This is a genomic window from Streptococcus sp. Marseille-P7376, assembly GCF_902460385.1.
GTDB classification, from domain to species: domain Bacteria; phylum Bacillota; class Bacilli; order Lactobacillales; family Streptococcaceae; genus Streptococcus; species Streptococcus sinensis.
This window is the reverse complement of record NZ_CABPTS010000043.1, coordinates 1-2,609: the sequence shown is the minus strand read 5'-3', so window position 1 is coordinate 2,609 and position 2,609 is coordinate 1. Positions and strand designations below refer to the sequence as shown.

The window sequence follows — 2,609 nt, the reverse complement described above, 5'->3', positions numbered from 1 at the left end:
AATCTAGAATGATGATATTTTTGTCTTTAATTTCGAGTAGGTTTGTGATAAAATTTAATTGTTCCATAAGATTCTTTCTAATGATGGTTTCGTTGCTTTTCATTATAGGTCTTATGGGACTTTTTTTCTACAACAAAATCGGCTCCATAATCCCTGCGGTGGATTTACCCACTACAGAAATTATAGAGCCAGAAAAAATTGATATAATAGAACGTGTTCTAAAAAAAGATTAAATGGTCCGTTGGTCAAGGGGTTAAGACACCGCCTTTTCACGGCGGTAACACGGGTTCGAATCCCGTACGGACTATATTTTTATCATGCCCTGATTAGCAGCGACGCAGAACTATGTCGTAGGTTTGAATCCTACTTTATTTTGAAAACCCGTTAGGAAAGACTGAACCGCACCCCAAAAGTTAGACAGAAAAATCTAACATTTGGGGTGTTATTTTTATGAAATTAAGTTATGAAGACAAAGTCAAAATCTATGAGTTACGGCAAAATGGTGAAAGCATTAAGTCTTTGTCGGACCGGTTCAGTATTGCAGAATCCGGTATCCAATATATGATTCGACTGATAGACAGATACGGGATGAACATTGTCAAGAAAGGAAAAAATACCTATTATTCTCCAGAATTAAAGCAGGAAATGATTGATAAAGTGCTTCTGAAACAACAGTCACAGCTGACCGTTTCACTTGATTACGCCTTGCCAAACCGAGGGACTCTTCCAAATTGGATAGCGCAATACAAGAAAAACGTCTATACTATTCTTGAGAAAGCAAGAGGGAGGCCGCCAAAAATGGGACGTAAGCCAAAGAAGACCTGGGAAGAGATGACGGAGTTAGAGCGACTCCAAGAAGAAAATGAGCGTCTTAGAACGGAGAATGCCTATCTAAAAAAGTTGAAGGAATTGCGCCTGAGGGACGAAGCCTTAGCGCGTGAAAGGCAGAAACAGTTAGAGAAATGGTCAATGGAAGATTCCGACTAGACCTCCTTCTAGCAACAGCTAAACTAGCTCGTGCCACCTACTATTACCAGCTCAAGCAACTAGCTACAGAGGACAAAGATAGGGACATCAAGAATGAGATACAAGCAATTTTTAAGGCTCATAAGGGCAATTATGGTTACCGCAGGGTTCATCTAGAACTGCGCAACCGTGGTTATAGCATCAATCATAAGAAAGTGCAGCATTTGATGCAGGTGTTAGGTCTGTCTGCACGCATCCGTAAGCGCAAGAAATACAAGTCCTACATAGGATTTATACAAGAAATTGTTTCTTCAATGAGTCCAAAGAAATGTTCAGCTTGTTTCTCTTGAACTTGAAAATGAAAAAGCAAGAGTTGGTAGATTGCATAGTGTTCTCTGAGTTCTTGAGAGTAAGAGAGCAGCTTTTCCAGAATCTCTTTGTTGGTCAAATGCATGCGAAAAGTTGGGCGATAAAATCGTTTATCGCGGAGTTTCCGACTGTCTTGTTGGAGCAGTTTCCAGTAGCGTTTTAGCGCCTTATATTCGTTAGATTTTCTCTCAAATTACTTCATGATTTGGATGCGAAGACGGTTCATAGCCCGGCTCAGGTGTTGGACAATGTGAAAACGATCCAGAACGATTTTAGCCTTTGGAAATAGTTTTCTGGCAATATCGTAATAGGGACTGAACATGTCCATGGTAATGGCTTTAACGCCGTTTCGGACTTGTCTGGAATAGCGAAGGAAGTGATTGCGAATGGTTGCTTGCGTTCGTCCGTCCAGAATTGTGATGACCTTGAGCGAGTCAAAATCCTGCGCAATGAAGCTCATCTTTCCCTTCTTGAAGCCAGCTGAAACAGTCTCTCCCCAGACTGTTTCACTCCCAAGACATGTGAGTTGGAAGATAGTTGAGATCTGCCTTAAATTCAAACTCCTTTAGTTTTCGAATAACTGTGGATGTGGACACAGCTAAGCTTTCAGCGATGTCGGACATAGAAAGCCTCTCCATCAGTTTTTGAGCGATTTTCTGCTTGACGATGGTTGCGATTTGGTGATTTTTCTTGACCAGAGAAGTCTCAGCAACAGCTGTTTTTCCGCAATCCTGACATCGGAAACGGCGTTTCTTTAAACGAATCAGCATTTTATATCCCGCACACTCTAGGTAGAGGATTCTAGATTCTTTTTGGAAGTCATATTTAGCCATCTGACCATGACAGCTGTAGCATTTAGGAGCAGGATAATCCAACTTCGCGATGATTTCTTTATGCGTTCCAGCATCTAGAACATCCAAAATCGTAATGTTAGGGTCCTTTATTTCCAGTAAGTTTGTGATAGAATTTTATTGTTCCATAAGATTCTTTCTAATGATGGTTTGGTCGCTTTTCATTATAGGTCTTATGGGACTTTTTTTCTACAACAAAATAGGCTCCATAATTACTACAGTGATTTTACCCACTACAGAAATTATAGAGCCTGTTATCATGGCTTCAGTCTTTCTCGCAGAGAAAAATAAGAAACGAGTCTGAGACAAAATAGTTCTCAGTCACAAAAAAGCTAGAGATTCCCAATTATGGAACTCTAGCTTTTTAAATTTGAACCGTTCTCTTATTGTATTTAAGGAGATTATTGGCCAGGAGCACTAAAC

1 tRNA gene and 2 pseudogenes are annotated in these 2,609 nt (G+C 40.2%); 2 read left to right on the top strand and 1 reads right to left on the bottom strand.

What is annotated here, in order from left to right:
- The first annotated feature begins 235 nt into the window (after positions 1 to 235).
- Both FZ952_RS11415 and FZ952_RS11410 read left to right on the top strand, forming a co-directional pair.
- Positions 236 to 307: transfer RNA gene (locus tag FZ952_RS11415), tRNA-Glu, on the top strand.
- A gap of 143 nt (positions 308 to 450) precedes the next feature.
- Positions 451 to 1,256: pseudogene (locus FZ952_RS11410) on the top strand (IS3 family transposase); the annotation flags it as partial.
- Here the strand turns inward: FZ952_RS11410 and FZ952_RS11405 are convergent.
- Positions 1,250 to 2,297 (bottom strand): annotated as a pseudogene (locus FZ952_RS11405) (ISL3 family transposase); the annotation flags it as partial. The pseudogenes FZ952_RS11410 and FZ952_RS11405 overlap by 7 nt on opposite strands.
- Positions 2,298 to 2,609: the final 312 nt, after the last annotated feature.